The organism is Embleya sp. NPDC025285, assembly GCF_055558835.1.
This window is the reverse complement of the sequence record NZ_JBVHLU010000125.1, coordinates 1-26603: the sequence shown is the minus strand read 5'-3', so window position 1 is coordinate 26603 and position 26603 is coordinate 1. Positions and strand designations below refer to the sequence as shown.

Genomic DNA, 26603 nt, shown 5'->3' with positions numbered 1-26603 from the left:
TGCGTTCTCCGCTCCCGTCGGCCTCTCCCCCCCCCCCCCGCCCCCTCCCCCCCCCCCCCCCCCCCCCCCCCGAGGCCGGAGTCGTGGACGCGGATCGTGCTTGCGGGTGGTCAGTCGGTCGGTGGGTCGATCCGGATTCGGTGGCTGTCGTTGTCGGAGAGGAACCCGGCCAGTTCCTGGCCCTGTTCGGTGATGGCCGTGCGGTCGGCTCGGGAGAAGGGGCGCAGTGGGGTGACCACCACGGTGCCCGTCTCCACGGTCCAGGTCGCGGCGACCCGACCGTCGACCAGGACGACGCGCGCACCGGCGACGGACAGGCCGCGGTGTTCGTAGTCGATGATCCGGGTGCGGTCGTGGTAGCCGAGGATCGCGTTGTCGAACGCCGGCAGGAACCGTACCGGGGCGGGCGTGTCGGGATCCGGACGCGGCGCGTCGGCAAGGTCCAACAGTTCCCGGCCCCGCTCGTCGCGGAAGCTCACCAGTTCCTCCCGGACCGCGGCGATCGCGGCCGGCAGCCCGGCGAGCCCGCACCAGGCGCGCAGGTCGGCCGAGGCGGCCGGCCCGAACGCGGCCAGATATCGCCGTACCAGCGCCCGCCCCACCGGATCGGACCCGTCCGGCGCCGGCGGATCCACCTCGCGTCCCAGCCACGTGGCGAGCGGAAGGTGGCGTACGCCCGCTCTGGTGCGCCACACTCCGCGCGGCGGCAGTTGCGCCATCGGGACCAGGGCGCTGATCACCATCTCCCCCAGCGCCCGCGGTTCCGTCTTCGGCCACGTCTCGGCGAGCGCCCGCGTGATCTCCGCCGTCGTGTGGGGTTCGCCGTCGGCCATCACCGCCCGGCCCGCCGCGGCGAGCGCGTCGAGGTCCACCCCGTCGAGATCGCGACGGTAGACGCCGAGGACCCGTTGGCGCAGCATGTCGTCGTGGCGCGCCCGCCAGGCCAGGACGTCCTCGGCGGTGACCAGATGGACGGTGCGGCGCATGAGACCGGTCCGTACCACGCGCCGTCCGGTCAGCAGACCCGAGAGTACCGCCGGATCGAACGCCCGCAGCCGCGACCAAAGCCCGACGAACGGCTCCTGCGGCTCCTGCGCCTGCAAACCGCACAGGTGCGCGACGGCGTCCAGGGTCGGTACGTCCGCGCGATCGAGCAACAACTGCCGGGCCAGCGTCGCGCGGTTGAGCGCCCGCGTGTCGAGAACGGTCATCGGCCGCACACCGCCGCGCACTCGTCGACGGCCCGCCGGCGCAGCGACACCGCGGCGATGCGCGGGGCAGAGCCCCGGGACGGGCCGCACGTCATCGTGCCCGGGCAGTGCGGACCGACCCGCGTTCGGGTCCGTCCCAGGGGCCGCATCCTCATGGTGGGTGTTCCTTTCGATGGCTTGTCGGTGCCGGTCATGGTTTCTTCGGTCCCGCACGAGGCTCCGGCGGTGGCGCTCGGCGGCTCCGTCGATCGCGGCGGTCGCACCCGTCGCGTTCGTCGTTCGTCGGTCTTCGTTCGTCGGTCTTCGTTCGTCGTTCTTGGTTCTGGTTCCGGTTCCGGTTCTTCAAGTGCCGTCCCGCCGCGCTGCCGCCTGGTCACAGGAGCGTCGCCCGGCAGCGTGACGGGAAGGGCGGACCGCGCGCGCCTCCCCATCACGCTCGCCGCTCTCACCCGCTGTACGGACTCGCCACGTCCAGCACCCAGACGACGCCGAAGCGATCCGTGAGCATCCCGTAGAGCGGAGCCCACTGCGCCGGCGCCAACGGCTGCACGATGCTCGCCCCGACGGAGAGCTTCTCCCAGTACGTCGTGATCTCCTTCGTGTCCTCGCCGCGCAGGGAGACGAAGAACGAGTTCACACCCCGATCCCACGGCATCCCCGCAGGCACGTCGTACGCCATCACGTGGAAGCCGTTGTCCGCGACCACCTGACCCCACATCACCTGCCCCGCCGCGACGGGATCCGACACGTTCCCGGCATCCCCGTACGCGACGACGGCGATGTCACCACCGAACACGGACCGGTAGAACTCGAGCGCCGCCCGAGCCTCGCCCCGGAAGTTCAGATGAGTGACCGACTTAACCGACATCCTGGCTCCTGACCTTCGATGATCGCCTTCTCCGGACACCATGCGGCGCCCGCCGTACCGAACCGCGGACCACAGGCCACACACCGCGGCCCGCGCACCGCAGAGCGCGCACCGCTCACCACGGACCGCGATCACGTCGACGGTGTCTGCCGGGAGCGGGTGCCCCGGCTGGTCCGTGCGTTCTCCCCGTCCGGCCCGAGATCACAGTCGCAGCAGAAGAGGTCAGGTTGTGGCCGCTTCTCCAGGCATCATGGAGCCATGCAGAAGACCTCGGCCCGATTGCTCTCGCTGCTCTCGCTTCTCCAGGCGCGCCGGGACTGGCCCGGGGCGCTGCTGGCCGAGCGCCTGGACATCAGCCCGCGCACCGTGCGCCGCGACGTCGACCGGCTGCGCGAACTCGGCTACCCCATCGTGGCCTTCAAGGGACCCGACGGCGGGTACCGGCTCGACGCCGGCACGGAACTGCCGCCGCTGTTGTTCGACGACGAGCAGGCCGTCGCCCTCGCCGTCGCCCTCCGGATCGCCACCACCACCGGTGCCGGTATCGAGGAGGCCGCCGCACGCGCGCTGACCACCGTCCGCCAGGTCATGCCGGCCCGTCTGCGCCGGCGCATCGACACCTTCGAGGTCACCGCCGTCGAGCGACCCACGGCCCGACCGAACCCACAGGTCGACAGCGGCGTGCTCATGACCCTCGGCGCCGCGGTCCACGCCCGCGAAGTGTTGCGCTTCGACTACGCCCGCACGTCCCCGCCGGAAGCCGGCGCAGGCGAGGACGAAGGCGAAGGCGAAGGCGAAGGCGAAGGCGAAGGCGGCCAAGGCAACGCCAACGGCAACGGCAACGGCAACGGCAACGGCAACGACGAACGCCGTGCGCTCCCCCTTCCGCGCCGGGTACAGCCCCACCACATCGTCACCTGGAGCGGCCGCTGGTACCTCGTCGCCTGGGACCTCGACCGCGAGGACTGGCGTACCTTCCGCGCCGACCGGATCACCCCGCGCACCCCCACCGGACCCCGCTTCACCCCGCGTGAACTGCCTGGCGGAGTCGACGTGTCCGCCTTCGTCGCCGGCAGGTTCCACGGCTCCGACAACTCGACCGACTGGCCCTGCCGCGGCGAGGTGATCCTCGACCTGCCCGCCGCCGACGTGTCCCGCTACAGCCGCGACGGGCTCGTCGAGGAACTCGGCCCGCACCGCTGCCGGTTGCTCCTCGGCTCGTGGTCGTGGCCCGGTCTGGCCGCCACCATCGGCGGCTTCGACGCCGACATCGAGGTCGTCGGCCCGGCCGAACTCAGGGACGCCTTCGCGCACTTGGCTCGCCGCTACGCCGAAGCCGCGACCAACACACCCACCACGCCGCACCCGACCCGAGCCGGCGAGCGTCCCGACCCTGCGGGTTCGGAGGTCGGCCCGGGTTCGGAGGCCCCGGGTTCAGAGGCCGGCTCGGGCCAGGATGCGGGACATCGTCGCCTCGGGTAGTCGGGTGTACCGAACCACCGCCTCCGCAACCCTGGGGTCCGGGTCGCCCAGCAGCGCCAGAGCGCGTGATCGGCTCAGCCGGGCGTTGCCCGCCGCGCAGACGCGCACTCGGGACTCGGGATCGTGGCTCAGGCGTTCGACCAGGTCGGGCGAGCTCCGCCGGCTCAGCGCCGCGAGCGCGCGCAGGTGCGGGTCGCGGGAATCGGCGAACCGGCGCAGCGCCGCAGGCGGAAAGCGGGGATGGTCGATCGCCGGCCCGCCCGGCCCCCGGCGCAGCGGCGGTATCCGGCCCACCAGGGGTTGGGTCGGGGCGTCGGGGTGGTGCTCGGCCAGGATCCGGCGTACGCGGTGATCCGGGTCGGTCCCGAGCCGGGCCACGGCGTACGAGGGAAGCGCCGGGCTGCACGCGACGCTGCGGCGGAAGGCGGGATGCGGGCTATCCAGGTAGCGCAGAAGCAGGTCGACGTCGTCGAGGCGATCGACGAGCCAGTCCACCGTATCCACGGCGTCTGCCGGCCACGGGCGAATCGCCGCGCATTCCTCGGGCCCGACGTCCGGACGCATCGCCACGTGACTGCGGACCGTCGCCGAGACGTCCTCGGCAAGCAACACGCGCGTCGACGCGGGCAGGGTCGGATTGGCCGCGACCGCGGCGCGTACCCCCGGATCCGGGTGGCCCGCGAACTCGGCCGCCTCGGCCGCGTCCAGCGGCGCCACCAGCGCGAACCGCCGGGCCGACGACGGGTCGTCGAGCAGCGCGCGGCGCACCTCCGGGGTGGGCCGATGGCCCGGTACATACAGCGCGAGGTCGCGGCGCGTGGCCTCGTCCGCAGTGGCTTCGAGCATGGTCCGAGCGACTGCCGGGAGCGTACTCCAGCGCTGCAACAGGCCCAGTCGGACGAGCCGGTCGCGGTCCCGGGCCAGCAACTCGACCAGGTCGTCGGGGAGATGGGGGACGAGGGTGAGGACCCGGCGCACCTTCGGATCGAGGTCGATCGCCAGGCGAGCATAGACGGCATGCGGGAGTTCGGGAACGTCACCGAGTCCGCCGAGTCCTCCGAAGCGCGCCTCGACGCACGCGCTGCGGATTGCCGGATCCGGGTCGTTGTGCAGGGCGATCCGAATCTCCACGGCCCGGTCGGATCGATCGAGCAACCGCTCACGCACGGCCGAATCGGGATGGCCGAGCAACCGCCGTACCACTGCCTTGGGCAACCCGGCACGCCCACCGAGGGAAACGAGCGTGAGCACATCCTCACTCTGCGCCAACCGCTGTAACAAGGCGTCCGGGGTATGCGAATTGACGGCCAACATCGCGGCCAACCGAGCCCACCGCTCACGGGATCGCTCGACGAGGCTCCAACCGTCGACGCCGGAACCGCAGCCGTCGCAGTCGCCGCCGCCGCCACCACCACCGTCGGAGATCACCATGAACTCCCTTTATCCATAGGCCAGTTACCAAGGGAGTCCGGATGACGGCCGAGATACTGCGCAGCAGAGCCCGATGACCGGCACCTATGGCCGGCGGCACTCCACACTCGGCAAATGGGACTCGGCACTCGACATTCGGCGCATGGCGTCACTCTCCGCGATCGGCGTCAACACAACCCGCTATCGGCCACGCGACCCGCCCCCTCACCACGTCGGGCAGGCTGCCGCGCGCTCACAAGCCGAGCGGTTGGTCGCCCCTCTCGCCCATCGCCTCGGAGGCACCCGAAGCCTCCGCCGCCTCCACGGGCCCCGTCACATCCGGCGACGGGAGGCCTTCGAGACGGATCAGGTTGGCCAGAAGCCCCGGAAACCGTTGATCAAACTCGGGTTCACGAAGACGCAACAGCATCCCGGTGCCGGTGTTGCGTTGCACGATCAGGCCCGCTTCGCGCAGCACCTTCCAGTGGTACGAGCGGGTGGACTTGGTCCCGGGCACCGCGAACGCCGAACACGGCTGCTCACGGTTCGGGTCCGCGGCCAGCGCGACCACCACCGCACGCCGGTGGTCGTCGGACAGCGCGGCGAAGACCGCGCTCAACGGCACGTCGTCGAGCGACGGGTGGTGCATCTGGACGGGCATCCCGCATCCGCTCCTTGCTTCGACCCCACGGTTGCCGGCGCATGCCGTGGGTGTCTACGGTACCTGGGTACGAAGATTTTCGAACCACCTGATGCGGAGCCATGCCATGACAAGCACCCAACCCGCCCCGATCCGACCCACCGTCGCCGTACTGGGCACCGGCATCATCGGCGCCGCCATCGCCCGCAATCTATCCCGGGACGACTTCCCGGTGCGGGCGTGGAACCGTACGCCCGACAAGGCCGCGGCACTGGCCACCGACGGCGTGACGGCCACGGCGTCACCCGCCGAAGCGGTCACCGGCGCGGACATCGTGCTCACCGTGCTCAACGACGGCCCGCGTGTCCTGGACGCGATGCGCGCGGCGGCACCGGGTCTGCGCCCGGGCACGGTGTGGGTGCAGATCAGCACGGTCGGCGTCGACGCGCTGGACGACCTGGTCATCTTTGCCCGCGAACACGAACTGACCCTCGTGGACGCCCCGGTCCAGGGCACCCGGGGACCCGCAGAGCAGGGGCAGTTGGTCGTCCTGGCGGCGGGCACGCCGGCGATTCGGGAAGCCGTACAGCCGCTGTTCGACACGATCGGTCGGCGCACCCTGTGGGTCGGCGAGGACGGTACCTCCGGCGCGGCCACCCGACTCAAGCTCGTCCTCAACACGTGGGTCCTGGCGCTGACCCACGGCGTCGGCGAGGCCCTGGCCCTGGCCAAGGGCTTGGACGTGGACCCGCAACTTTTCCTGGACGTCGTCGGCGGCAGCCCGATGGACAGCGGCTACCTCCAACTCAAGTCCGCCGCCATCCTCTCCGACGACTACACCCCCAGCTTCTCGGTGGACAACGCGGAGAAGGACGCACGCCTGGTCCTCCAGGCCGCCGAACACACGGGCATCCGCATGGACGTGGTCGCAGCCGGCGCGGCTCGCTTCCGCCGTGCTTCCGAACAGGGCCATGGCGACCAGGACATGGCAGCGGCCTACTTCGCCGCCTTCGACAAGTAACCCAACCGCGCGTCGCCCCGTATCCACATCCATAGCCACATCCATCCGACGGCGCCTCCGCCCGGGCCACGCTCGGCGCGGATCGCCCTCCCCGACACCAACCGCCTTTTCCCGTCGGACGGTTCCAATTCAAACGTGGTCACCACACCGCGCAGCCGAGCGCGGAGAGTGGGAGCGCTTCCCACCTCCTACCGATCGGCCCGCGGCATGCGGACGACTGCCGTACCGCGCTCCAGATCCACCGTCGTCCGGTTCGGTGGCGCCCCGTCCTCCTCGTCGTCCCGCAGCAGCAGCGCCGTCTGCCGCTCCTTGAGCTCGCTCTGCTTCCCCGGCGAGAAAGTGGCATGCAGTTGCTCGAAGCCGGTGGCCGAAACCTGCCCCCGACTCCCGCTGTTCCGCCACGGCAACAGCCCCGCCCGCCCGGCCCGAAGCATCATCTGATCGACGAACGCCACGACCGTCAGCAGAACGACCATGGTCGGCAGTGTCATGAAGACAACGGGTTCCATGTCCTCAGTATCAGCGCCGCCGCCCCGAACCTCACCCACCTCGCGCGGAACTTTCCGTCCTCGTCGAAACAGTGAGCACGAAGCGAACAGCCCCTCCTCGCAACGCCTTTTGCCTTCCACGCTCCCGGCTGGACGCCCCTCCCGCACCCCCCACAACCACGCCGGGGCGAACCGGGCGGGATGGGCCGGGGCGGGGCGGGGTGGGGTGGGGTGGGGTGGGGCGGGTCGGGGTGGGCCCGGACCGAGATGTGGCGGGGCGAACCGGACGGGATGGCCCGGGTCGGGGCAGGGTGGGCCCGGACCGAAGTGAGGCGGGGCGGGGCAGGGCGGGGCGGGCCCGGGCCGAGATGTGGCGGGGCGAACCGGGCAGGGTGGGCCCGGGTCGGGGCCAGGCCGAGGACCAAGCCGGGGGCGGGCCATGGTCACGGCCGGGGCCGGGGGCTCACGCTGACCTCCGCACGCCCACGCGGACGACGATCACCGGCACGTATTCGCCGAGTTCACTTCGGCGTGGCCGGCGTGGCCGCGCCCGGACGTAGGCTCGACGCCATGGGTGGCTTCCTGGGATTCCTGACCGTCGCCGGTTGCCTCGGCACGATGCTGGCCTGCTGCGTGTGGCTGGCCTCGCACGTTCGACGCCGAGGACTCGCCGGCGCGGCCATCCGCAGGGCCATGGCGTCCTACGACGAGGCGCTGCACGGCACCGCGAACGACGCCCACCTCGAGATCCAAGTCCAAGCACAGCGCAAGGTCCCGATGCGCTCCCCCGACGACCCGTGGCATCCTCACCGAGCCGAACTCACCCGCCCGGAGCCGCCGCACCACCCTGCCCACACCCGGCGGCCCCACCGCCCGCGCCTCCTTGCCCGCCTCGCTCGCCGCCACCCGCGCCGCTGACCGAGCCAGTTGGGCGACGCGCCCCGAGACCGGACCACCCATCCACCCAGGCCACGGCACGCTCGGGACCGCCCTCGTCAGCGAGCCCAAGGCATCAACCCAGAGCACCCGACCAAAACGAGAGCACCGCTCCGAGACGCAGGCACGAGACCGGACAAGAGCGGTGCTCCAAGACGCGGCGCGCGCGTGGAAGCCACCTGACCGGACACAAGGGGGGTCGTCGGACCCGGGCACTGTGTGAACGCGCCTGTCGGTCACCAACGATGAGGTCCGCATCGCGCCGCCACCGGCCTTTCGTCCAGCCTGCCGGGGCCGGGCCGTGTCCTGCTAGTGGCCGATGTTGTCCAACTCGGTGAGGTCCTCGTCGGAGAGCGGGAGTTGCGCGCCGGCGACGTTCTCGCGCAAGTGCGCTGTCGACGAAGTGCCGGGGATGAGCAGGATGTTCGGCGACCGCCGCAGCAGCCAGGCCAGGGCGACCGACATCGGTGTCGCGTTCAGCCGGGTGGCCACGGCGGAAAGCGCCGTGGACTGCAGCGGGGTGAAGCCGCCGAGCGGGAAGAAGGGCACGTAGGCGATGCCCTTGTCGGCGAGTTCGTCGATCAGCTCGTCGTCCTGACGGTAGGCGAGGTTGAACATGTTCTGTACGCACACGATCGGCGCGATCGCCTGCGCCTCGGCGACCTGTTCCGGTGTCGCGTTGCTCACTCCGAGGTGTCGGATCAGGCCCTGTTGCCGGAGTTCGACGAGGGTCTCGAAGGGCTCGGCGAGCGAGCCGGGACGAGGGCCCCGGGCGTCGCCGAGTCGGAGATTGACCACGTCCAGCGTATCGAGGCCCAGGTCCTCGAGGTTCTCGCGGACGGCGTGGCGCAGGTCTTTGGGCTGTCGGGCAGGGGGCCAGCCGCCGTGGTGATCGCGGACCGCGCCGACCTTGGTCACGATGTGCAGCGATTCGGGATAGGGATGCAGCGCTTCACGGATCAGCCGGTTGGTGACGCGTGGTCCGTATGCACCGGCGGTGTCGATGTGGCTGATCCCGAGGCCGGCGGCCTCGCGCAGGACGGCGATCGCACCGTCGCGGTCGGCGGGCGGGCCCATCACCCCGGGACCGGCGAGCTGCATGGCGCCGTAGCCGAAGCGGGTGACGGTCAGGTCGCCCAGGGTCCAGGTACCGCCGGGCAGTGCGGCGGAGTGAGTGTTCACGGTTTCGCTCATGCCGTCGATGTTGGCTCGCGGTCGAGCGGTGCATCCAATACTGATGCAGCGCCCTGTCATACCCGGTAGGTATCACCGAGCTAGGCTGCGCCCATGGACACCTTGGAGACCCGCGAGCTGAGGTATTTCATCGCCGTCGCCGAGGAACTGCACTTCGGCCGCGCCGCCGAGCGCTTGGGCATGGCCCAGCCACCGCTGTCCCGGGCGATCCAGCACCTCGAACGGCGCCTCGGCGTCTCGCTGCTGAAACGCGACCGCCGCGGCGTCGCCCTGACCGTCGCCGGAGAGATGTTGCTGCACGAGGGCCGGGCAGCTCTCGACGCGACCATCGCCGCCGCTCGCCGCACCCGTCGCGCAGGTGGCGCCGACGGTCCGGGCGGCCCCCGCAATCGCGTGGTGCTGGCGGTGAAGGCCGGCGCGTCTCACGAACTGCTGCACAAGCTCCTCGACGCCTACGCGGCCGAGCCCGATGCCGCCGAGATCGAGGTGCTGCCGAGTGGCACCTGTGAGCAGGGCGAGATGTTGCGTGACGGCCGTGCCGATGTGGCGCTCATGCACGCGCCGTTCAACTCCCTCACCGGGTTCGACAGCGAGGAACTGATGACCGAGGGGCAGATCGCCATCCTGCCCGCCGGGCACCCCCTCGCCGCGCGCAAGACGCTGTCCCTGGCCGAAGTCGGCGACATCCCCGATCTTCCACTCGCGCGCTGGTCCCGCGACGGCACGTACCCACCCGGCCCGGGCCCCGAGATCCACGACCAGACGCAGCTCGCCCAGCTCATCGCCCTCGGACGCACCGTGGCGGTCTTCCCCGACTCCGCCCGCGCCTGGCTATGGGCCGAGCACACGGCCGTCCCCTTGGCCGACGCGTCCCCCGTCGTCACCCACATCGCGTGGCCCGCGCACAGCCGCTCCCTCGCCCTCGCCGGGCTGATCCGCACGGCCACACGGCTTTGACCCGCCCTCGCCTTCCGTCGCCCCGATACGCCGCCTGACGGCCGGCTCCCACACCCCACCGCCGCCGCCCACGGGCACGGGCACGGCCGCGAATCCGTGGACTGCCGACCTTCGCGCCGCGGCAGCGAGTGTGGCGGGCCGATCATCCCGCACTGGCTTGCCGCATCAACTCGTCGTCGTTGACGTCCCTGCACCGCTCCACAAGCAAGAACATGCAATCGAAACGAGAGCACTGCTCCGCAACGCGAGCACCAGTTCAAAGCCGAATCACCGCGCTGCGACGCGAGCACCGATCGCGAGAGCACCGCTCCGCAACGCGCGCACCCAATCAAAGTGAGAGCACCGCTCCGCAACACGCGCACCCCACCAAAGCCAGAGCACCGCTCCGGGCCACGAGCACGCAACCAAATCCAGAGCACTGCTCCGCAACACGAGCACCCGACCAAATCCAGAGCACCGCTCTGCAACACGAGCACCCGACCGAGACGAGAGCCCCCGCCTGACGCGCGAGCACCCGCACCTCGGCCCCGCCCCCACCCGCGCTTCGCTCTCGCACCTCGCACTTCGCGCCCGGCGCACCCGCAACGCACCCGCACCCACGCCCGCTCGCGCACCGAAACGCGACCGCTCAACCAAGGCAAGAACCCCGAAAAGGTTGCCGGGTCCCTCCTTGCCGTCCGCCCAGCCTGCCTCAACACCCCAACGGACAGCCTAAGTTGTGGCTTGGAACTTAATCGCTCCCACGGCCCCACCCACCAGGGTTCGTGATCCGAAGCCACTCGACCCCACCCGAGCCGCTCGATGTTGATTTCTGAAGACACCACTCACGAACAACCGGTTTTTGGTTCGCTTACGTTTCCCAACCGTTACCGAAACCGGCATTTCTCAGGGGTTCCGGGGTCTGGCGAACACCCGGTGGGCCTATTACGTTGTCGCCCACAACATTTAGGCGACACCGCCTTCACGTGTTGCAGATACCCGCTGTCGCACCCCCCGCATCCACCTGCCACACAACGCACGTCGCGCCGCACCACGCACGCCGCACCACACACATCGCACGCCGCACCACGCAGGTCGCACCGCCCGCAACACCCGGCCGAGCACCCCGCACCACCCAGCCACACAAACCGGCCGCACCACCCCGCCAGGCACCACCCCCAGGCACCACCACACCCGGCACCACCCCTCGACGACGCCTCCACGTCCCCCGCCGGCCCCACCGGCGCGTGCCCGAAGGGATCCACCATGCGCAAGAGGTTCCTCGTGTCCGTCTCCGCCTGTGCCGTGCTTGCCGCCGGCACCCTCTCCGCCTGCTCCGACGACTCCGGCACCGGCTCGTCCGGCGCGACCAACGGCGGTGGCAAGAAGGCGAAGATCGGCGTGATCCTGCCCGACAGCAAGACGTCGGGCCGCTGGGAGACCAACGACCGCAAGTACCTCACCGAAGCGTTCAAGGCCGCAGGCGTCGACTACGACATCCAGAACGCGCAGGGCGACAAGTCGCAGTTCCAGACCCTCGCCGACCAGATGATCACCAACGGCGCGACCGTGCTGATCATCGTCAACCTGGACAGCGGTACCGGAAAGGCCGTCCTGGACAAGGCCAAGTCGCAGGGCGTCGCCACGATCGACTACGACCGGCTGACCCTCGGCGGCAGCGCGCAGTACTACGTCAGCTTCGACAACGTGAAGGTCGGCACGCTGATGGGCCAGGGCATCGAGAAGTGCCTGTCCGCCGCCAACGCCCAGAAGCCCACCGTCGCGATGCTCAACGGCTCGGCCACCGACAACAACGCGACGCTGCTCAAGCAGGGCTACGACGCGGTGCTCAAGCCGAAGTTCGACTCCGGCGAGTACGTCAAGGGCCCGGACCAGGCCGTCCCGGACTGGAACAACACCGAGGGCGCCAACATGTTCGAGCAGATGCTCACCCAGTCGCCGAACATCTCCGGCGTGGTTGCAGCCAACGACGGCCTGGGCAACGCCGCGATCTCGATCCTCAAGAAGCAGAAACTCAACGGCAAGGTCCCGGTCACCGGGCAGGACGCGGAGACCACCGCGCTGCAGAACATCCTGGTCGGCGACCAGTGCATGACGGTGTACAAGGCGATCAAGAAGGAGGCCGACGCGGTCTCCGGACTGGCCGTCGCGTTGGCCAAGGGCCAGAAGCCGACCGTGCCCGCCACCGTGCGCGACCCCGAGGGCAAGCGCGACGTGCCGTCCGTACTGCTGGAGCCGGTGGCCATCTACAAGGAGAACGTCAAGGACGTGGTCGCCGACGGCTACGTCACCAAGGACACCCTGTGCACCGGAGCGTACGCCGCCAAGTGCACCGAGTTCGGCATCAACTAGCCACCCGGACCGCGTAGTCGAGCCGGAGCCGACACCCACGAGGGTCGGTTCCGGCCCGGCGCGTACCCTGCCGCCACCCCGACGCGAGGAGCCCGCATCGTGGCCCTGTCCCCCACCCCCGCCCCGCCGCCCGCGGCCGATCCCGTGCTCGAACTGCGCGGCATCAACAAGAGTTTCGGCGCCGTGCACGTGCTGCGCGACGTGGACCTGTCCGTGTACGAGGGCCAGGTGACCGCGCTCGTCGGCGACAACGGCGCGGGCAAGTCGACCCTGGTCAAGTGCATCGGCGGCATCCACACCGCCGACTCCGGCGAGTACTTCTTCGACGGCGCGCCGGTCACCGTGAACAGCCCCCGCGACGCCTCCGAGCTCGGCGTCGAGATCGTCTATCAGGACCTCGCCCTGTGCGACAACCTCGACATCGTGCAGAACATGTTCCTCGGTCGGGAACGCCGGCGTGGCTGGGTGCTGGACGAGGACAGCATGGAGCAGATCGCCGAGGAGACCCTGGCCGGCCTGTCCGTACGCACCGTCTCCTCGATCCGCCAGCGCGTCTCCAGCCTCTCCGGCGGCCAGCGCCAGACCGTGGCGATCGCCAAGGCGGTGTTGTGGAACAGCAAGGTGGTCGTCCTGGACGAACCCACCGCCGCGCTCGGCGTCTCGCAGACCGCGCAGGTGCTCGAACTGGTCCGTCGGCTGGCCGACAACGGCCTGGCCGTCGTGCTCATCTCGCACAACATGAACGACGTGTTCGCGGTCGCCGACCGGATCGCGGTGCTCTACCTGGGCCGTACCGCAGCCCAGGTGAGCACGAGTGAGATCACCCATTCCCAGATCGTCGAACTCATCACGTCGGGGCAGACCGAGGCACTCGGTCCCGGCGCGGGTCGAAACGGAGTGAACCGATGACGAGCAGCGTCCTGCCTCTCGCCGAGAAGAGCGAGTCCGATGCGCCCGCGTCGCCGGTGGTCACGCACATCAAGGACTACGTCGCCCGACTGCGCGGCGGCGACACCGGCGCGATGCCCGCCGTGCTCGGTCTGGTGGTGCTGTGCACGGTCTTCGCGATCATGCGCCCGAGGTTCCTGAGCGCGGGCAACTTCGCCAACCTGTTCACCCAGGGCGCCGCGGTCACCGTGATCGCGATGGGATTGATCTTCGTCCTGGTCCTGGGCGAGATCGACCTGTCCGCGGGCTTCGCCAGCGGGGTCTGTGCCGCGGTGCTCGCGGTGTTGCTGACCGAACACGGGTGGCCCTGGTACGCGGGCGTGCTCGCCGCCCTGGTCGTCGGCTCGGTGATCGGCCTGGTGCTCGGCGTACTGGTGGCCAAGGTCGGCATCCCCTCCTTCGTGGTCACCCTCGGCGCGTTCCTGGCCTTCCAGGGCGTGTCGCTGCTCCTGGTCAAGGGCGGCACCAACGTGCCGGTACGCGACTCGACCATCCTGGCCATCTCCAACCGCAACCTCGCGCCGATCGTGGGCTGGCTGCTGGCCGCCGCGACCGTGGGCGGGTACGCGGCGCTGCAACTGCGGCGCAATCGCAACCGGATGCGGCGGGGCCTGAGCGCCGAACCGATCGCGATCACCGGGATCCGGGTGGGTACGCTGGCCGTTCTGGTCGGCCTCGCGGTGTACGTGCTCAACCAGGAGCGCAGCCGCAATGTGGTGATCTCCTCGCTGCGCGGCGTGCCGATCGTGGTGCCCGTCCTGGTGGTGCTGTTGCTGGTGGGCACGTTCGTGCTGCGGCGCACGCCGTACGGGCTGAGCCTGTACGCGGTCGGCGGCAACCGCGAGGCGGCCCGCCGCGCGGGCATCAACGTGGACCGGGTGCGCATCTCGGCGTTCGTGATCTGTTCCACGATGGCCGCGATCGGCGGCATCGTCGCCGCGTCGCGGGCCAACTCGGTGGACTCCAACACCGGTGGCAGCAACGTGCTGTTGTACGCGGTGGGCGCCGCGGTGATCGGCGGCACCAGCCTGTTCGGCGGCAAGGGACGGGTGTTGGACGCGGTGCTCGGTGGGGCGGTGGTCGCGGTGATCGACAACGGCATGGGTCTCATGGGGTACAGCGCCGGCGTCAAGTACGTTGTGACCGGCGTCGTGCTGCTCCTCGCCGCCGGGGTCGACGCCCTGTCGCGGCGGCGGGCCGAAGCCGCCGGGCTGCGGTGACGCCGCCCTCCCCCTCGATCGACGCCACGGATGAGAAAGGCAGGGTCCGCAGCCCCATGCGCGCAGCGCCCACCCAGGAGGACATCCGCAGGCAGAACCTGGGGGCGCTGCTTCGCCACGTGCATGTGCTCGGCCCCACCTCACGGGCCCAGCTGACCGCGGGCATGGGGCTCAACCGCAGCACGATCGGCGCGTTGACCGCCGATCTGGCGGCGGCGGGCCTGATCGTCGAGGAGGCCCCGCGGGACACCTCGGGTGGCGGGCGGGGCCGGCCCTCGCTGGTGGTCCGGGCGCAGTCGCAGCGGGTGTACGTGTACGCGTTCACGATCGGTGTGGACCGAGTGGTCGCGGCCCGGGTCGGGCTCGGCGGGGTGATCCTGGATCGCCGCGAACTGCAACGTCCGGGCAGCGGGTTCTCGCCCAAGGAGGTGGCCGACGCGCTCGGCGGGTTCGTCGCGCAGATGCGGCTGACCACGCCGCGCGACGGGGTGTGCGTGGGCGGCGGCGTCGCGGTGTGCGCGATGGTGCGCGGCTCGGACGGCACCATCCCCGAGGGACCGACCCCGGATTGGCGCGACGAGCCGCTGGGCGAGCGGTTGTCGGCGGCGATCGGCACGGTGGTCATGGTCGGCAACGACGCCGATCTGGGGGTGCTCGCCGAGCACACCCGGGGTGCGGCGGTGGGCTGTGACGACGTGATCTACCTGCACGGCGACGTGTGCATAGGCGGCGGCATCCTGTCCGCGGGGCGGCCGGTGACCGGCGGGGACGGGTACGCGGGCGAGATCGGGCACATGGTGGTCAACCCGGACGGCCGGCCGTGTCGGTGCGGCTCGCGCGGGTGCTGGGAGACCGAGATCGGCGAGTTCGCGCTCACCCGCGGCACCGCCAAGCACGCGATCGGCGGGCTCGCCGACTCGGCGGCGCGCGGCGACCAGGACGCCGAGGAGGGTCTGCGCCGGGTCGGTGACTGGCTCGGCCTGGGTGTGGCCAACCTGGTCAACATCCTCAACCCGCAGATGGTGGTGTTCGGCGGGACGTTGCGCGAGGTGTACCTGGCCACCGCCGCACAGGTGCGCAGTCGGCTCAACCGGACCTCGCTGGCGGTCACCCGCGAGCACCTCAAGCTGCGCACGGCGGCCTTGGGCGACGACGCCCCGCTGTACGGCGCGGCCGAGTTGGCCTTCGCCCGCCTGCTGGACAACCCGCTCGAGTCGGGATTGGCGCCGGCGGGCTGACGGCTGTCGGGACTCGACCCCGGCGAGTCCTGCGGCCCGGGTTCGTCGGCCCACGGGTGGTACGCCCCACGGACCGTCCGGCCACGATTCGTCCGCTCCTCGGTTCGGCCGGCCCACCGGACGCGCGGCCCGGTGCGCACCACGCGGCGCGCCAGGGGCGTGCGGCCTCGCGTTCGGGTGGACTCGGTCGCCCGACTCCGCCGGCCGGGTGAAGCATCGGGTCGCGCGGCGCGGCGGCCCCTGTTTCATGGTGCGCGTGTAGCCGCCGCGTTCGGACAATGCATCGCGCCCGAGCATCCTCGAACGCGGCGGTCGGTTCACCGGGTACGGCCGGTGAACCGACCTCCCGAAGCGGTTCTCCCCTGCGCATCGGATCTCACCGGCCGGGCGGGTGTGGTGGTCGCGGTGGCGTGGAGGGCCTGGGCGGGCAGGGTTCCCAGGCCCGGGCGAGGGCGGCGAGGGTCTCGGGTTTGGTGAGGTACACCTCGAAGAAGCCGCACCCCGTGCACACGTAGTGCGTCGCGCGGGTCTTGCGCCACGTGGCGAAACGGATCCACGCCAGGATGTCCACCGCGCCCTCGCGAAGGCCGCCCACGCGCCGGACGACGCTTGCCTGGCCGCATTTCGTGCATATGCCGGAACGCATGACCGGACGCTACATGTCGGAGCGGCTTGCGACTGTGGGTGTTTCCCTCGGGTCGAGTACGTGCACGCGTTCGCGGGCACGCGGGGAAGGCCGGCGGGCGGAGTGGATCCGAACGAGTCGCCATGTCGAAAGGAATCACCATGTCGACGAGCACACTCCAGGGCAGGGTCGCCCTGGTGGCCGGGGCCACCCGAGGCGCCGGGCGCGGGATCGCGGTCGAACTCGGCGCTGCCGGCGCGACCGTGTACGTGACCGGGCGCAGCACCCGCGAGCGGCGCTCGGAGTACAACCGTGCGGAGACCATCGAGGACACCGCCGACCTGGTGACCGCGGCGGGCGGTCGCGGTGTCGCGGTGCCCACGGACCATCTGGATCCGGAGCGGGTACGGGCGCTGATCGCCCGGATCGAGGCCGAGCAGGGTCGGCTGGACGTGCTGGTCAACGACATCTGGGGTGGCGAGAAGCTGTTCGCGTGGGACACCCCGGTGTGGGAGCACGACCTGGACGACGGGCTGCGGCTGCTCCGGCTCGCGGTGGAGACGCACGTGATCACCAACCACTACGCACTGCCGCTGCTGTTGCGCCGGCCCGGCGGCCTGGTGGTGGAGATGACCGACGGCACCAACGAGTACAACCGGGACAACTATCGCGTGTCCTTGTTCTACGACCTGGCCAAGTCGTCCGTGTTGCGGATGGCCTTCGCGCTCGGCCACGAGCTGGGGTCGCGCGGGGCGACCGCCGTCGCGCTGACTCCCGGGTGGTTGCGGTCGGAGATGATGCTCGACAACTACGGGGTGACCGAGGCCAACTGGCGGGAGGGCACGAAGATCCAGCCGCACTTCGGCATCTCGGAATCCCCCGCCTACGTCGGCCGAGCCGTGGTGGCACTGGCGGGCGACCCCGAAGTGGCCCGCTGGAACGGGCAGTCCCTCTCCAGCGGGCAGCTCGCGGGCGTGTACGGCTTCACCGACCTGGACGGCAGCCGACCCGACGCGTGGCGCTACCTGGTCGAGGTCCAGGATCCGGGGCTGCCGGCCGACCAGACCGGCTATCGCTGAGCGGCGCCGGCGCCAACTCCCCGATCGGCCGGATCCGATCGGGAAGTTGGGATCTATTCGGGTCAACTCAGGGCAGCACCGCCTTGCCGCGGACTCGGCGGCCGAGCGGCAGCGCGGTGGCCTCGCCGACCCTGGTCCAGTCCGCCTGCCAGTCGACGGGCGCGTGCAACAGGCCGTCGGCGACCAGGTGGACCACGTACGCCGGATCCGCCGCCGAGTCGCCGCCGCGCTGGAAGCCGATGACCGAGGTCTGCGGGCCGATCGGGTCGTGGGAGGAGAAGTCCGCCCGCTCGCCGGACACGGCGCCGATGGCGATCACCCGCCCGCCGGGCGCGAGTCGACCCACCAGTGCGGTCGGCAGCGGGCCGCCCACGTGGTCCGGGACCACGTCCAGCGGGAGGGGTACTCCCACGGTTGGGTTCGGCTTGCCACGAACGGCAACTCCTTTGACACCGACGGCATTCCGCCGCGCGGCCGCGCGTCTCGGCCGTCCCTCTCGGCGGCGCGTCCCGGCGGCGCGGCGGAACAGGACGGGGAGGGCCGGGCCGGCCGGCAATGATCAACCGTGTGGCGTAGCTGGGCACGGGTCGGATCGGGAAAGGGCTGAGCAGACCGATGACCGATGACCGGCCCGTGCCCTGCCCGACGACCGATGCCCGACAACCGATGCCCGACGACCGGCCCACCCCGGGTGATCCAGGACGGTGCCTTCCCGATGAGTGAGACCCCGGCATGAGCGAGGCCCCGGTGGTCGACACGGGCGACACGGGCGGCGCGCGGCCGATGCGGTGGTTGATCCCGCTGTTGCCGGCCTTGCTGTACGTCGTGATCGTGGCCGTCGACTTCGGCACACCCGACGAGTTTCGTACCGACACGATGTTGTGTCTGGTGCCGATGACCGCGTCGAGCCTGAGTTCGGTGCGCGCGACGGTCGTCTACGCGGTGCTCGCGACGCTGACGTTCCTGGTGCTGGACCCGTGGTTGGCGCCGACCGGCTACGAGCACGACTGGGCCGGGTTCGTGGTGGTCGTGCTGGGCGGCGCGATCGCGGTGGCGGCGGTGTTGTTGCGGACCCGCCTGCAGGAGCGGGTATCCCGGCTGGGCAATGTGGTCGAGCACGTCCAGCGTGCGCTGCTGCCGCCCGCACCGCCCGTGGTGGGCGGGATCCGGGTGGCGCGCAGCTACCTGGCGGCGGAACGGGACGCGGAGGTGGGCGGCGACGTGTACGACGTGGTGGCCACGCCGTACGGTACACGCGCGTTCATCGCCGACGTGCAGGGCAAGGGGCTGACCGCGGTCGGTGCGAGCGCGGCCCTGGTCGGCACGTTCAGCGAGGCGGCGTTCACGACGTCGGACCTGTGGCAGGTCGGGCGGCGGATGGGTGAGGGACTGGAACGGTTCGGCCGCAATCAGGTGCTGCTCGGCGAGCCGGACACGGACTGGTTCGCCACCGCGCTGATCGCCCAGTTCGGCCCGGACGGCCTGGTCGAGCTGGTCAACTACGGCCACGAGCCGCCCGCGCTGATCGGCCCGTCCGGTGTGCGCTGGCTCGATGTGGCGACCGAACTGCCGCTCGGCCTGGCCGGCCTGATTCCCGGCGACGAGCGGGTGTCGGCCTACCGGTTCCGGATGACGCCGGACGAGTCGCTGCTGCTGTATACGGACGGCACCACCGAGGCCCGGGACGCCCAAGGCCGGTTCTTTCCGCTCCGCGAGTGGATCGCCGCGAACGCCGATCCGAACCTGCCCGCGAACGAACTGCTCACCCTGCTGCAGCGGGCGCTGCTGGCACACGTGGGCGAGCGGCTCACCGACGACGCGGCCCTGATGCTGCTCCGCCCGGAGGTACCGAAGGTGGTCGGCCGGTCCCGGTGACCGCCGTCCCGCTCGACGCCGCCCGAGCCGCGCCCGGGCCTGCGGCGCCGAGCGGGACGGGCGTGGCGGGCGGGCCGCCCGCCGAACCGGCCGCCGCGTGCCACCGCCGGCCCCTCCCGAGCGTCGTCGCAGGCCTCCGTGCGGTGCTGCGGGCGCTCTCCGCGCGGACACGACGGCCCTCCCCGCGCGCCCGCGACAGCCCCGCCCCCGTACCCGGGAACCTTTTCTCGCGGGTGCGTCGACCCCCTCGCGCGACTACGACAGGCCCTCCCGCGCGGGCGCGCCCGGGCACCCCGCCCCACGAGCCACCCGAACGAGTTCGCGTTGCGCTCTAGCCTTGATACCGACCGGTCGGTACCGTGACAGGCACAGCGTGATTCCCGCTCCTCCGCTTCCGATGCATGTGCATACCGACCGGTCGGCACCTCACGACCGGGCGTGCGGGTCGCATCTCGGGACGGCGGTGCGTGGCATTCGCCGGCCGACCTCGTGACCCGCGACGACCCGGAGGATCCCCCACCCATGACCGAGAACACTCCCTCGACCTCGACCGCGGACGCGACCGCACCACGCGTGGCCATCGTGACCGGCGCCGCCCGGGGCATCGGTGCCGCCACCGCGCGCCGGCTCGCCGCCGAGGGCATGGCCGTGGCCGTGCTCGATTTGGACGAGGCCGCCTGCGCGGACACCGTGGCCGCGATCGTCGCGGCCGGCGGCAACGCGCTCGCGGTCGGCGCGGACGTCACCGTGGGCGAGCAGGTCGACGCCGCGGTGGCGCGCGTGGCCGACGTGCTCGGCGCGCCGACCGTACTCGTCAACAACGCGGGTGTGATCCGCGACAACCTGCTGTTCAAGATGTCCGACGGCGACTGGGACACGGTCATCGACGTACACCTGCGCGGCGCGTTCCTGATGAGCCGCGCGGTCCAGGCACACATGACCTCGGCGGGTTACGGCCGGATCGTCAACCTCTCCAGTTCGTCCGCGCTGGGCAACCGGGGCCAGGCGAACTACTCGGCGGCCAAGGCCGGCCTCCAAGGCTTCACCAAGACGCTGGCGTTCGAACTGGGCAAGTTCGGCGTGACCGCGAACGCGGTGGCACCCGGCTTCATCGTCACCGACATGACCGCCGCGACCGCGGCCCGGGTCGGCATGGAGTTCGAGGCCTTCCAGCAGGCCGCGGCCGAGCAGATCCCGGTGCGGCGGGTCGGCCGGCCCGAGGACGTCGCGAACACCATCGCGTTCCTGGTGAGCGAGGGCGCGGGCTTCGTGTCCGGCCAGGTGATCTACGTGGCCGGCGGCCCGCTGTGCTGACCGCCGCCGAACTCGACAAGAGGGTGGGCGAGTTCATCGCCGCCCATCCGGACACCGACGACGCGCTCGGCTACCTGCGGGCCCGCTTCGACGCCGGACTGGCCTGGGTGCACTACCCGGCCGGCCTCGGCGGCCTGGACGCGCCGCGTGCGCTGCAACCGGCCGTGGACGCGCGATTCGCCGCCGCCGGCGCGCCGTCCAACGACCCGGGCCGGATCGGCATCGGGCTGGGAATGGCCGCGCCGACCGTGCTCGCGTACGGCACCGAGGCCCAACGCGCCCGCTGGCTGCGGCCGTTGTGGACCGGTGAGGAGGTGTGGTGCCAGTTGTTCAGCGAACCCGGGGCCGGTTCGGACCTGGCCGCGCTGGGCACCCGGGCGGTGCCCGACGGCGACGAGTGGGTGGTGGACGGCCAGAAGGTGTGGACGTCGATGGCCCACGAGGCGCGCTGGGCGATCCTGGTCACCCGCACCCACCCCGAACTGCCCAAGCACCGGGGTATGACCTACTTCGTCTGCGACATGACCGCGCCCGGCGTCGAGGTGCGTCCGCTGCGCCAGGCCACCGGCGAGGCCGAGTTCAACGAGGTCTTCCTCACCGGCGTGCGCATCCCCGACGCGCATCGCCTCGGCGATGTCGGCGACGGCTGGAGCGTGGCACGCACCACGCTGATGAACGAGCGGGTGGCCATCGGCGGCGGTGCCGCACCACGCGAGGGCGGCATGATCGGCATCGTCGCGGACACCTGGCGTACGCGTCCGGAACTGCGCACCGCCGGGTTGCACGACCGGCTGCTGCGGCTGTGGGTGGAAGCCGAGGCGGCCCGCCTGACCTCGGCCCGACTGCGCCTGCAACTGGCGGCCGGCGAACCCGGCCCCGAAGGCTCGGCGGCCAAACTCGCCTTCGCCCGACTCAACCAGGAAATCTCGGGTCTGGAAGTGGAGTTGCTGGCCGAAGAGGGGCTGCGGCACGACGAGTGGACCATGCGCCGACCGGCGTCGGTGGACTTCACCACCCGCTCGCCCGGCTACCGCTACCTGCGCGCCAAGGGCAACTCGATCGAGGGCGGCACCTCGGAGATCCTGCTCAACGTCGTCGCCGAGCGCGTGCTGGGCCTGCCGGCGGAGCCTCGGGTGGACAAGGACGTCGCGTGGAAGGACCTGCCCCGATGAGTGTCATCGAGCACCTCGTGCACACCGAGGACGAGAACCAACTGCGCTCCGGCATCCGCGACCTGCTCACCGAGCGGGTGACCTTGGCCGCGCTGCTCGCCCGGATCGAGACGGACGAGCCGTACGACCCGAAGTTGTGGCGTGTGCTCACCGAGCAGATCGGCGCGGCCGGACTGGCCGTCGCCGAGGAGCACGGCGGCAGCGGCGCCACCTGGCGGGAAACCGCCGTGGTGTTGGAGGAGTTGGGTCGCACGGTCGCGCCGACCCCGTTCCTGGGCAGCGCGGTGCTCGCGACCGCCGCGCTGCGCGCGGTGGACACGGTGGACGCCGGGCCGCTCCTCACCGACCTGGCCGGCGGCCGGCGCAGCGCGACCCTGGCGGTCTCCTTCGCCACGGCACCCGGTGCCCGATTCCCCGACGGGGTGCGGGCCGACGGCGACTCCCTGACCGGTACCGCGACCTCGGTCGTCGACGCCGGCACCGCCGATGTCCTCGTCGTCGCGGTCGGGAGCGCGGAGGGGCCCGTGCTGTACGCGGTCGACACCGATCAGGTCGGCGTGGACCGCCGCCCGGTCGTCTCGCTCGACCTGACCCGGCCGCTGACCGACGTCGTGTTCACCGGCGCGACCGGCGTACCGCTGGCGCGCGGCGAGCGGGCCGAGGCGGCGGTGGCCACCGCGATCGGCACCGGCGCGGCCCTGTTGGCGTCCGAGCAGCTCGGCATCGCCGAGTTCTGCCTGGAGAGCACTGTCGCCTACCTCAAGACCCGCAACCAGTTCGGCCGCCCGGTCGGTTCGTTCCAGGGGCCCAAGCACCGCCTGGCCGCGCTGTGGGTGTCGATCACCCAGGCCCGCGCGGTGGCCCGGTATGCCGCGGCGTGCGTGGCCGCCGACGACCCGGACACCCCCGTCGCGGTGGCCGTCGCGCAGGCGCACTGCTCGGAGATCGCCGTCCGCGCCGCCGAGGAATGCGTACAGCTGCACGGCGGCATCGGCTTCACCTGGGAACACCACCCGCACCTGTACCTCAAGCGCGCCAAGGCCGACGCGCTCGCGTTCGGCACCCCCGACCGGCACCGCGCGACCCTGGCGCACCTGGTCGACCTGCCCGCCTGACCCGGCTCGGCGGCGGCGACCCGCCCGGATCCCGCCGCCACCACGAAGGAGCATCATGCGCGTCTTCGAGAACGTCACCGAGGTGTTCGCGGCCAAGGGCGAACCACTCGGCACCAGCGACTGGCTGACCATCGATCAGGATCGCATCGACACGTTCGCCGAGGCCACCGGCGACCACCAATGGATCCACGTGGACGTCGAGCGGGCCAAGGAGGGCCCGTTCGGCGGCACCATCGCGCACGGCTACCTGACGTTGTCGCTGATCCCGACCCTGGCCGCCGGCCTGTTCACCGTGCGGGGTGTGCGGATGGGCGTCAACTACGGCTCGGACAAGGTGCGTTTCCCGGCCCCGGTTCCGGCCGGCGCCCGGGTGCGCGACCACGCCGTGCTGATCGATGCGGTCGAGACCGCGCAGGGCGTGCGGCTGACGGTGCGGCACACCGTCGAGATCGAGGGCGTCGCCAAGCCCGCCTGCGTCGCGGACACGCTGTCCCTGGTCGTCCCGTAGTGCCGATGCCGATGTCGGGCGCCTTTCGCCCGCATCGGCACCGCGCCGCGGCAGCGGGACCCGCAACGTCCCGCGGACCCGTCCCCGGCCGGGCATTCCCCGACGTCCGGCCACCCCCGGCACCTCGATCAGTAAGGATCACGCGTGAGTTTCAACCTCGCCGTCATGCTCCGCGAGTCCCGCCTCGCGACTCCGGACACGGCGTGTCTGATCCACCAGGGCACCCCGATCACCTACCGCGAACTCGACGACCTCAGCAGCCGGTTCGCCCGCGGCCTGCGTGCGAAGGGACTCGGCCGGGGCGACGTGTTGGCGATATCCCTGCCCAACGTCCCCGAGTTCGTGGTGGCCTACTTCGGCGCGCTCAAGGCCGGCGTCACGCTGATGCCGCTGAACCCGTTGCTGAAGGCGACCGAGATCGCCTACCACCTCACCGACTCCGGTGCCCGCACCCTGATCGCCTTCGACGTGTTCGCCGCCGAGGCGCTGGGCGCGGCCGCCGCCGTACCGGGCACCGCTGTGTACACCGTCAACCTGGTCGAGGGCACCGCGGTGCCGCAGGACACCCTCGCGTTCGCCCTGCTGCTGCCCGACGGGCCGCCGGACCGGGCCGAGTCGCTCCACGGCGACATCGAGCCGACGTCGAGCGACGACACGGCCGTGCTGCTGTACACCAGCGGCACCACCGGGCGGCCCAAGGGCGCCGAGCTGAGCCATTTCCAGCTCTACCAGAACTGCACCGTCTCGGGTGACCTGTTCGGCCTGTTCCCCGGTGACGTCTCGATCGGCGCGTTGCCGCTGTTCCACGTATACGGCCTGTCCGGCGTGCTGAATGTGTGCGTGCGCTACGGCGGGACGCTGTCGCTGGTACTGCGCTTCGAGGCGCAGAGTGTGCTCGACCAGATGGCCCGGGACGGGGTGAGCGTGATCGTGGGCGTGCCCACGATGTACGTCGCGTTGCTGGCCGCGGATCGCACCGGGCTCGACCTGTCCCGGCTGCGGGTGGGCAGTTCGGGTGGGGCGTCGATGCCCGGCGAGGTGATCCGCGAGTTCGAGGAGGCGTTCGGCGTCGTCATCCTGGAGGGCTATGGGCTTTCCGAGAGCGCGAGCACCGCGACCTTCAACCGCGCCGACGACCGTCGGGTGTTGTCCGTGGGCAAGCCGATCTGGGGTGTCGAACTGCGCGTGGCCGACCCGGACGACCTGCCGCTGCCGCCCGGCGCCGAGCACGTGGGCGAGATCCTGCTGCGCGGGCACAACATCATCACCCGCTACCGCAACGACCCGGAGGCCACCGCCGAGGCCTTCCGCAACGGCTGGTTCCACACCGGCGATCTCGGCTACCTCGACAAGGACGGCTTCCTGTTCGTCGTGGACCGCAAGAAGGACCTGGTGATCCGGGGCGGTTACAACGTCTATCCGCGTGAGGTGGAGGAAGTCCTGTACACCCACCCGGCGATCGCCGAGGCGGCCGTGGTCGGCAGGCCGGACGAGCGACTCGGCGAGGAGGTGGTCGCGGTCGTGGCGCTACGCCCGGGCGAGGCGGCCGACCCGGACGAGATCGTCGCGTTCTGCAAGGAGCGCATGGCCGCGTACAAGTATCCGCGGGTGGTGCGGATCCTCGACGAACTGCCCAAGGGCCCCTCCGGCAAGATCATGAAGAAGGAGTTGCGTTCCATATGACCACGCTCGCCGGCGGGCCGCTGCCCGCCGACCTGGTCAACCGGCAGATCCGGTTGGCCGCACGCCCGTTCGGGCTGCCCAAGGCCACCGACTGGGACCTGGTCGGCGAACCGGTGACGGAGCCTGCCGACGGCCGGCTGCTGGTGGAGATCTCGCACATCTCGCTCGACCCGGCGATGCGCGGCTGGATGAACGACGTGCGTTCCTACATCCCGCCGGTGGGCATCGGCGAGGTGATGCGGGCCGGCGCGGTCGGCCGCGTCATCGCCTCGCGTCACCCGGACTTCGCGGTCGGGCAGCACGTGTACGGCCAGTTCGGCGTGCAGGAGTACGCGGACTCGGACGGGCGCGGCGTTCGCCGGGTGGATCCGGCGGCGGCGCCGTTGTCGACCTATCTGGGCGCGCTCGGGATCACCGGACTGACCGCGTACTTCGGCTTGTTCGACATCGGCGACCCGCAACCGGGCCAGACCGTGCTGGTGTCCGGCGCGGCGGGCGCGGTGGGCAGTGTGGTCGGCCAACTCGCTCGGCTCAAGGGCTGCCGGACCGTGGGCATCGCGGGAGGCGCGGACAAGTGCCGCCTGCTGGTCGAGGAGTTCGGCTACGACGCTGCCGTCGACTACAAGAGCGAGGACGTCAAGGCCGCACTGCGCAAGCACTGCCCGGACGGTGTCGACGTGTACTTCGACAACGTCGGCGGCGAGATCCTGGATGCCGCGCTGACCCGGCTGGCGCGCGGCGCGCGGGTGGTGATCTGCGGCGCGATCTCGCAGTACAACAACACCGAGCAGGGTCCCGGCCCGTCGAACTACCTTTCGCTACTGGTGAATCGGGCCTCGATGACCGGCATGGTGGTGTTCGACTACGCGGACCGCTACGCCGAGGCGACGGCCGAATTGGCCGGGTGGCTCGCGGACGGGCGGTTGCGCTCGCGCGAGGACGTGGTCGAGGGCGACGTGACGGCGTTTCCGCAGACGTTGTTGCGACTGTTCTCCGGCGCGAACACGGGCAAGTTGGTGCTACGGATCCGGTGAACGGGACCCGGTGATCACCGATCCTGGCGAGCACCGATCCTGGCGAGCACCGGGTCCCGTCGATCTTCCGCTCGGCCGACGCCCTGGAAGATGCCCGCGCCTTCGCGGAAAAGCGCGCCCCGGTGTGGCGCGGCGCATAGCCGGCCGACCGCGGGGGGGGGGGGGGGCACCACGGGGGGGGGGGGGGGGCGGGGGTTTCTTGTAGTCGGTCTAGGGGCTTCCGTCCCTGTGCC

General features: G+C 71.3%; 23 protein-coding genes and 1 pseudogene. 16 read left to right on the top strand and 8 right to left on the bottom strand.

The window, feature by feature from the left end; all coding sequences use genetic code 11:
• Nucleotides 1–110: 110 nt before the first annotated feature.
• Nucleotides 111–1211, bottom strand: a complete 1101-nt coding sequence (locus tag ACZ4FV_RS45525) for a winged helix DNA-binding domain-containing protein (protein ID WP_395858799.1) — start codon at nt 1209–1211, stop codon at nt 111–113.
• A 445-nt stretch (nt 1212–1656) separates the two neighbouring features.
• On the bottom strand, nt 1657–2079 hold the full coding sequence (locus ACZ4FV_RS45520) for a VOC family protein (protein ID WP_465326784.1): 423 nt from the start codon (nt 2077–2079) through the stop codon (nt 1657–1659).
• A 258-nt stretch (nt 2080–2337) separates the two neighbouring features.
• On the opposite strand from ACZ4FV_RS45520, the pseudogene ACZ4FV_RS45515 reads away from it, so the two are divergent.
• Nucleotides 2338–3429: pseudogene (locus tag ACZ4FV_RS45515) on the top strand (helix-turn-helix transcriptional regulator); the annotation flags it as partial.
• An 84-nt stretch (nt 3430–3513) separates the two neighbouring features.
• Here the strand turns inward: ACZ4FV_RS45515 and ACZ4FV_RS45510 are convergent.
• Together ACZ4FV_RS45510 and ACZ4FV_RS45505 are read right to left on the bottom strand one after the other, a co-directional pair.
• Nucleotides 3514–4992 (bottom strand): hypothetical protein, encoded by a 1479-nt coding sequence (locus tag ACZ4FV_RS45510; RefSeq protein ID WP_402231175.1) that lies wholly within the window; start codon nt 4990–4992, stop codon nt 3514–3516.
• A gap of 232 nt (nt 4993–5224) precedes the next feature.
• A complete protein-coding gene (locus ACZ4FV_RS45505) occupies nt 5225–5632 on the bottom strand; it encodes an ArsR/SmtB family transcription factor (RefSeq protein ID WP_402231177.1) in 408 nt (135 codons plus the stop codon).
• Nucleotides 5633–5738: 106 nt separating this feature from the next.
• Here ACZ4FV_RS45505 and ACZ4FV_RS45500 point away from each other — a divergent pair, with 106 nt between their 5' ends.
• On the top strand, nt 5739–6632 hold the full coding sequence (locus ACZ4FV_RS45500) for an NAD(P)-dependent oxidoreductase (protein WP_402231178.1): 894 nt from the start codon (nt 5739–5741) through the stop codon (nt 6630–6632).
• Nucleotides 6633–6820: 188 nt separating this feature from the next.
• Here the strand turns inward: ACZ4FV_RS45500 and ACZ4FV_RS45495 are convergent, their stop codons facing one another.
• Nucleotides 6821–7141: a DUF6191 domain-containing protein gene (locus ACZ4FV_RS45495; RefSeq protein ID WP_395858805.1), complete on the bottom strand. Its 321-nt coding sequence runs from the start codon at nt 7139–7141 to the stop codon at nt 6821–6823.
• A 549-nt stretch (nt 7142–7690) separates the two neighbouring features.
• On the opposite strand from ACZ4FV_RS45495, the gene ACZ4FV_RS45490 reads away from it, so the two are divergent.
• A complete protein-coding gene (locus tag ACZ4FV_RS45490; protein WP_402231180.1) occupies nt 7691–8038 on the top strand; it encodes a hypothetical protein in 348 nt (115 codons plus the stop codon).
• A 327-nt stretch (nt 8039–8365) separates the two neighbouring features.
• On the opposite strand, the gene ACZ4FV_RS45485 is transcribed toward ACZ4FV_RS45490, so the two are convergent.
• Nucleotides 8366–9250 (bottom strand): aldo/keto reductase family oxidoreductase, encoded by an 885-nt coding sequence (locus ACZ4FV_RS45485; protein WP_465326781.1) that lies wholly within the window; start codon nt 9248–9250, stop codon nt 8366–8368.
• 93 nt (nt 9251–9343) lie between these two features.
• Here ACZ4FV_RS45485 and ACZ4FV_RS45480 point away from each other — a divergent pair, with 93 nt between their 5' ends.
• The 5 genes from ACZ4FV_RS45480 (at nt 9344) to ACZ4FV_RS45460 (ending at nt 15965) form a co-directional block, all read left to right on the top strand.
• Nucleotides 9344–10207 carry a LysR family transcriptional regulator gene (locus ACZ4FV_RS45480; RefSeq protein WP_402231183.1) on the top strand — a complete coding sequence of 288 codons (864 nt, stop codon included), beginning with the start codon at nt 9344–9346 and terminating at the stop codon, nt 10205–10207.
• 1245 nt (nt 10208–11452) lie between these two features.
• Nucleotides 11453–12559, top strand: a complete 1107-nt coding sequence (locus tag ACZ4FV_RS45475) for a sugar ABC transporter substrate-binding protein (RefSeq protein ID WP_395858809.1) — start codon at nt 11453–11455, stop codon at nt 12557–12559.
• Between the two features lie 99 nt (nt 12560–12658).
• Entirely contained in the window at nt 12659–13468 is an 810-nt protein-coding gene (locus ACZ4FV_RS45470) for an ATP-binding cassette domain-containing protein (protein ID WP_395858810.1), read from the top strand.
• Entirely contained in the window at nt 13465–14727 is a 1263-nt protein-coding gene (locus tag ACZ4FV_RS45465) for a sugar ABC transporter permease (protein ID WP_395858812.1), read from the top strand. Before ACZ4FV_RS45470 ends, ACZ4FV_RS45465 begins: the two co-directional genes overlap by 4 nt.
• A 56-nt stretch (nt 14728–14783) precedes the next feature.
• Entirely contained in the window at nt 14784–15965 is a 1182-nt protein-coding gene (locus tag ACZ4FV_RS45460; RefSeq protein WP_395858813.1) for an ROK family protein, read from the top strand.
• Between the two features lie 376 nt (nt 15966–16341).
• Here the strand turns inward: ACZ4FV_RS45460 and ACZ4FV_RS45455 are convergent, their stop codons facing one another.
• On the bottom strand, nt 16342–16611 hold the full coding sequence (locus tag ACZ4FV_RS45455; RefSeq protein ID WP_395858814.1) for a hypothetical protein: 270 nt from the start codon (nt 16609–16611) through the stop codon (nt 16342–16344).
• 140 nt (nt 16612–16751) lie between these two features.
• Here ACZ4FV_RS45455 and ACZ4FV_RS45450 point away from each other — a divergent pair, with 140 nt between their 5' ends.
• A complete protein-coding gene (locus tag ACZ4FV_RS45450; RefSeq protein ID WP_402231187.1) occupies nt 16752–17669 on the top strand; it encodes an SDR family oxidoreductase in 918 nt (305 codons plus the stop codon).
• 67 nt (nt 17670–17736) lie between these two features.
• Here the strand turns inward: ACZ4FV_RS45450 and ACZ4FV_RS45445 are convergent, their stop codons facing one another.
• Nucleotides 17737–18081 carry a zinc-binding dehydrogenase gene (locus ACZ4FV_RS45445; RefSeq protein ID WP_402231189.1) on the bottom strand — a complete coding sequence of 115 codons (345 nt, stop codon included), beginning with the start codon at nt 18079–18081 and terminating at the stop codon, nt 17737–17739.
• A 320-nt stretch (nt 18082–18401) separates the two neighbouring features.
• Between ACZ4FV_RS45445 and ACZ4FV_RS45440 the strand changes: the two genes are divergently transcribed.
• The 7 genes from ACZ4FV_RS45440 to ACZ4FV_RS45410 all read left to right on the top strand — a co-directional run bounded on the left by ACZ4FV_RS45440 (nt 18402) and on the right by ACZ4FV_RS45410 (nt 26370).
• Complete coding sequence (locus ACZ4FV_RS45440; RefSeq protein WP_465326777.1) at nt 18402–19544, top strand: PP2C family protein-serine/threonine phosphatase; 1143 nt, start codon at nt 18402–18404, stop codon at nt 19542–19544.
• A 522-nt stretch (nt 19545–20066) separates the two neighbouring features.
• A complete protein-coding gene (locus ACZ4FV_RS45435; protein ID WP_395858818.1) occupies nt 20067–20858 on the top strand; it encodes an SDR family oxidoreductase in 792 nt (263 codons plus the stop codon).
• Complete coding sequence (locus ACZ4FV_RS45430) at nt 20852–22030, top strand: acyl-CoA dehydrogenase family protein (protein WP_465326775.1); 1179 nt, start codon at nt 20852–20854, stop codon at nt 22028–22030. Before ACZ4FV_RS45435 ends, ACZ4FV_RS45430 begins: the two co-directional genes overlap by 7 nt.
• Nucleotides 22027–23145 (top strand): acyl-CoA dehydrogenase family protein, encoded by a 1119-nt coding sequence (locus ACZ4FV_RS45425; RefSeq protein ID WP_465326773.1) that lies wholly within the window; start codon nt 22027–22029, stop codon nt 23143–23145. The genes ACZ4FV_RS45430 and ACZ4FV_RS45425 overlap by 4 nt, the downstream gene beginning before the upstream one ends.
• A 55-nt stretch (nt 23146–23200) precedes the next feature.
• Nucleotides 23201–23653 carry a MaoC family dehydratase gene (locus ACZ4FV_RS45420; RefSeq protein WP_395858822.1) on the top strand — a complete coding sequence of 151 codons (453 nt, stop codon included), beginning with the start codon at nt 23201–23203 and terminating at the stop codon, nt 23651–23653.
• 144 nt (nt 23654–23797) lie between these two features.
• Nucleotides 23798–25336 (top strand): long-chain fatty acid--CoA ligase, encoded by a 1539-nt coding sequence (locus ACZ4FV_RS45415; RefSeq protein WP_395858823.1) that lies wholly within the window; start codon nt 23798–23800, stop codon nt 25334–25336.
• Nucleotides 25333–26370 carry an NADP-dependent oxidoreductase gene (locus ACZ4FV_RS45410; RefSeq protein ID WP_395858824.1) on the top strand — a complete coding sequence of 346 codons (1038 nt, stop codon included), beginning with the start codon at nt 25333–25335 and terminating at the stop codon, nt 26368–26370. Before ACZ4FV_RS45415 ends, ACZ4FV_RS45410 begins: the two co-directional genes overlap by 4 nt.
• Nucleotides 26371–26603: the final 233 nt, after the last annotated feature.

What these genes read in the sequence shown, in the direction of transcription:
- ACZ4FV_RS45505 (WP_402231177.1), bottom strand. Translation starts at nt 5,632, where the DNA reads ATGCCCGTCCAGATGCACCACCCGTCGCTCGACGACGTGCCGTTGAGC.
- ACZ4FV_RS45420 (WP_395858822.1), top strand. Translation starts at nt 23,201, where the DNA reads ATGCGCGTCTTCGAGAACGTCACCGAGGTGTTCGCGGCCAAGGGCGAA.
- ACZ4FV_RS45465 (WP_395858812.1), top strand. Translation starts at nt 13,465, where the DNA reads ATGACGAGCAGCGTCCTGCCTCTCGCCGAGAAGAGCGAGTCCGATGCG.
- ACZ4FV_RS45520 (WP_465326784.1), bottom strand. Translation starts at nt 2,079, where the DNA reads ATGTCGGTTAAGTCGGTCACTCATCTGAACTTCCGGGGCGAGGCTCGG.
- ACZ4FV_RS45440 (WP_465326777.1), top strand. Translation starts at nt 18,402, where the DNA reads ATGAGCGAGGCCCCGGTGGTCGACACGGGCGACACGGGCGGCGCGCGG.
- ACZ4FV_RS45475 (WP_395858809.1), top strand. Translation starts at nt 11,453, where the DNA reads ATGCGCAAGAGGTTCCTCGTGTCCGTCTCCGCCTGTGCCGTGCTTGCC.
- ACZ4FV_RS45490 (WP_402231180.1), top strand. Translation starts at nt 7,691, where the DNA reads ATGGGTGGCTTCCTGGGATTCCTGACCGTCGCCGGTTGCCTCGGCACG.
- ACZ4FV_RS45480 (WP_402231183.1), top strand. Translation starts at nt 9,344, where the DNA reads ATGGACACCTTGGAGACCCGCGAGCTGAGGTATTTCATCGCCGTCGCC.
- ACZ4FV_RS45425 (WP_465326773.1), top strand. Translation starts at nt 22,027, where the DNA reads ATGAGTGTCATCGAGCACCTCGTGCACACCGAGGACGAGAACCAACTG.
- ACZ4FV_RS45435 (WP_395858818.1), top strand. Translation starts at nt 20,067, where the DNA reads ATGACCGAGAACACTCCCTCGACCTCGACCGCGGACGCGACCGCACCA.
- ACZ4FV_RS45410 (WP_395858824.1), top strand. Translation starts at nt 25,333, where the DNA reads ATGACCACGCTCGCCGGCGGGCCGCTGCCCGCCGACCTGGTCAACCGG.
- ACZ4FV_RS45460 (WP_395858813.1), top strand. Translation starts at nt 14,784, where the DNA reads ATGCGCGCAGCGCCCACCCAGGAGGACATCCGCAGGCAGAACCTGGGG.
- ACZ4FV_RS45525 (WP_395858799.1), bottom strand. Translation starts at nt 1,211, where the DNA reads ATGACCGTTCTCGACACGCGGGCGCTCAACCGCGCGACGCTGGCCCGG.
- ACZ4FV_RS45510 (WP_402231175.1), bottom strand. Translation starts at nt 4,992, where the DNA reads ATGGTGATCTCCGACGGTGGTGGTGGCGGCGGCGGCGACTGCGACGGC.
- ACZ4FV_RS45450 (WP_402231187.1), top strand. Translation starts at nt 16,752, where the DNA reads ATGTCGACGAGCACACTCCAGGGCAGGGTCGCCCTGGTGGCCGGGGCC.
- ACZ4FV_RS45495 (WP_395858805.1), bottom strand. Translation starts at nt 7,141, where the DNA reads ATGGAACCCGTTGTCTTCATGACACTGCCGACCATGGTCGTTCTGCTG.
- ACZ4FV_RS45500 (WP_402231178.1), top strand. Translation starts at nt 5,739, where the DNA reads ATGACAAGCACCCAACCCGCCCCGATCCGACCCACCGTCGCCGTACTG.
- ACZ4FV_RS45485 (WP_465326781.1), bottom strand. Translation starts at nt 9,250, where the DNA reads ATGAGCGAAACCGTGAACACTCACTCCGCCGCACTGCCCGGCGGTACC.
- ACZ4FV_RS45455 (WP_395858814.1), bottom strand. Translation starts at nt 16,611, where the DNA reads ATGCGTTCCGGCATATGCACGAAATGCGGCCAGGCAAGCGTCGTCCGG.